Raw genomic sequence first — 2,949 nt, forward strand, 5'->3', positions numbered from 1 at the left:
GCCCCAGTTGCCCCAGCAGACATGCACGATGATCTGGGCGTTCTTCACCCCTTCCACCGCCCGCTGGAAGGCCTCCAGCGCCCAGCCCTCGAAGCCGTAGGGGAAGGTGAATTCATCCAACTGGATGAATTCGACGCCGAGGGCGTCCACTTCGCGCAAATCCTCGTTCATCGCGGCGGCCAGCGCCATGGCCCGGTCGCGGGAAGACTTGTAGTACAGGTCGTTGGTGCATTGGGCGAGCACCTGCACGCCGGTGTACTGGACCTTAACGGGCTTCCGGGTCGCCCGCTTCAGCGCCCGCGCCTGTTCCACCATCAGCGAACCATGCCGCTTGATCTCCTGGTCCAGGGTCGCCGCGTGCAATCGGCTGTAGATGGGAAAACCCAGATGGCCGCCCCTGAGGTTGTAGCCGAGCCGCCGGAAGTAGTAGTACAGCGCCTGGTCGGCGTAGTTGTCGCCATGGACCCGGCCATCGGCGATGATGTCCAGGCCCGCATTTTCCTGATCCTTGGCGATGGCCGCGATGACATCCTCCAAGGCTTCGCGCCGGAGGGAATCCGGCGGTTCCTGGTCGCCGGTGTAGTGCCGGGCGAACTCGGCGTCCCACCAGCGCGGGTTGGGGTAGTTGCCGACCATGCTGGTGGGGATGAGAACTTCGTTGCCGCGAATCTTCATGTGCGCCTCCTCTTGGGTGAACCCCGTTTGTTGGGGGAATCTTGGTTTCCCTTGCTTATCGCCGACTTCTTGGCATGGCCGACTTTCAATCCTTCCGCTCCCGGCATTCCACGCTTGAACCCAGCCTGCGGATGCCGGAAACCAAGAAGCTGTGGACCTCGACCGGGCATAATTTATTGCTGGTTTATTGATTGTAGTCAAGAAATCTTTAAAGCTATGGCCGACAAACACTTGACACGGCTGGGGTGATAATATTTTTCAGGGCATTCGGCGTCCGGTATTTTGAGGTCGGCCTGAATTTTCGCCCCCCAACCGCACCTGGGCAGCCGCGAAAAGTGCCGCCGCCAACCCGCGCATTCGGATGATGGCCCGGCGGTATCCGGGCCGGTATTCCCTTTTCGGCGTAACCCATGACGGAAACAGCTTGAGCGAGGAGGAACAAATCCATGAACACCGAAACCCCCAGCCCGGCCAGCGAAATCGGCGAACTGATCGACCGGGCCAGACACGCCCAGCGGGCCATTGAGGATTACTCCCAGGAGCAAGTGGACCGGCTCACCACGGCGGTGGCCTGGTCGGTGGTGCGCCAGGACCGGGCCGAAGAACTCGCCAAATTGGCGGTGGACGAGGGCGGATTCGGCAATTACGCCGACAAGGTGACGAAGATCCGCAACCGCATCATGGGCACCCTGGCCGACATCGCCGACGTGAAGACGGTGGGCGTGGTGGAGGAAATCCCCGAGAAGGGCCTGGTCAAGATCGCCAAGCCGGTGGGCGTGGTGGCGGCCCTGATTCCCACCACCGGCCCGGATGCCACGCCGCCGCTCAAAACCCTGCTGGCCCTCAAGGGCCGCAACGCCATCGTCATCGCCGCCCATCCGCGTACCCAACGGACCACCGCGCAGGTGACGCAGTACATGCGGGAGGCCTGCGAGCGGGTGGGCGCCCCGGCGGATTTGGTTCAGCTCATCGAGAAGCCCTCGCTCGGCAAGACCCAGGAATTGATGCGCCAGGCCGATTTGATCGTCGCGACCGGCGGGGAGGCGATGGTCAAGGCGGCCTACAGTTCGGGCACGCCCGCCTATGGCGTCGGGGTGGGCAACTCGGTGCATGTGGTGGACGAGACCGCCGACCTGGACGACGCGGCGCAAACCATCGCCACCGCCAAGACCTTCGACTACGCCACCAGTTGCCTGGCGGACAACGCGGTGGTGGCCGAGGCCAGCATCTACGACGCGCTGCGGGAGAAGCTGGTGGCGCGGGGCGCCCACATCTGCACGGCGGAAGAGAAGGCACGGCTGCGGGCATTCATGTGGCCCCAGCCCGGCGCCGCCATTCCGGTGGTCGACGTGGTGGCGAAGTCGGCCACCCGCATCGCCGAAATGGCTGGCTTCGCGCTGACGGAGGACCGCCGCTTCCTGGTGGTCGAGGAGGACGGCACCGGCCCTGAATACCCGTTTTCGGGGGAGAAGCTTTCGGTGGTGCTGGCCCTGTACCGCTACGAGGGCGGCATCGACAACGCCGTGCGGCGGGTCAACGCCATCACCGGCTACCAGGGACACGGCCACACCTGCGGCATCCACACCCGCGACGACGCCCATGTCATGGCCCTGGCCCTCGGCACCAAAACCGCCCGGGTCATGGTCAATCAGAACCTCAACGAAGGGGCCGGCAGCCTTCGCAACGGCCTGCCGTACACCCTGAGCCTCAGTTGCGGCACCTGGGGGGGCAACATCACCACCGAGAACGTGAACGCCCGGCACCTGATCAACCTCACCTGGGTTTCACGCCCGATTCCGCCCAGAACCATCGACGAAGAATTGCTCTTCAAGGCGCATTGGGACAGGTTCGGGCGGTGACTTGGACGTGAAAGGAAAACCCGTTTTTAAGGGATGGATCGGGTTTGTCGGAAGCGATTTGGGATTTCGCGACCGTCTGCTTCGTTTCTCCTCGGCGACGGCGGCGTTCTCGACATGGATATCAAGAGCATTAACTTTCTGATTATAAAAGACTTGATTGGTTCTGAATCCACGTCTGGGACACTGTCGGCGCACCCACGGCCAGGCCGTCGAACCCAAGCCACGCGGTACGGTCACAAGTTAAAACAGGGAGGTTGCCATGCTGAGCACTGATCGCGGAATTTGCCAATCGGCCTCGCCCAAGGTTCTCTCGATGTCCCGCCGCGACTACGACGCGGTGCTGTTCGACCTGGATGGCGTGGTGACCCGGACCGCCGAGCTGCACATCGCCGCCTGGCAGGCCATGTTCGACGAG

Annotated in this window: 1 protein-coding gene and 1 pseudogene; one reads left to right on the forward strand and one right to left on the reverse strand. The window is 63.2% G+C overall.

What is annotated here, in order from left to right; translation table 11 throughout:
- Nucleotides 1-675, reverse strand: a pseudogene (locus ACXWUF_RS21435) (2-hydroxypropyl-CoM lyase); the annotation flags it as partial.
- Between the two features lie 446 nt (nucleotides 676-1,121).
- Here ACXWUF_RS21435 and ACXWUF_RS21440 point away from each other — a divergent pair.
- The gene (locus ACXWUF_RS21440) at nucleotides 1,122-2,534 is read left to right on the forward strand and encodes an aldehyde dehydrogenase family protein (RefSeq protein WP_458496566.1); all 1,413 of its coding nucleotides are present in this window, start codon (nucleotides 1,122-1,124) and stop codon (nucleotides 2,532-2,534) included.
- The last annotated feature ends 415 nt before the right edge of the window (nucleotides 2,535-2,949 follow it).

Source organism: Methylomagnum sp. (assembly GCF_054333355.1).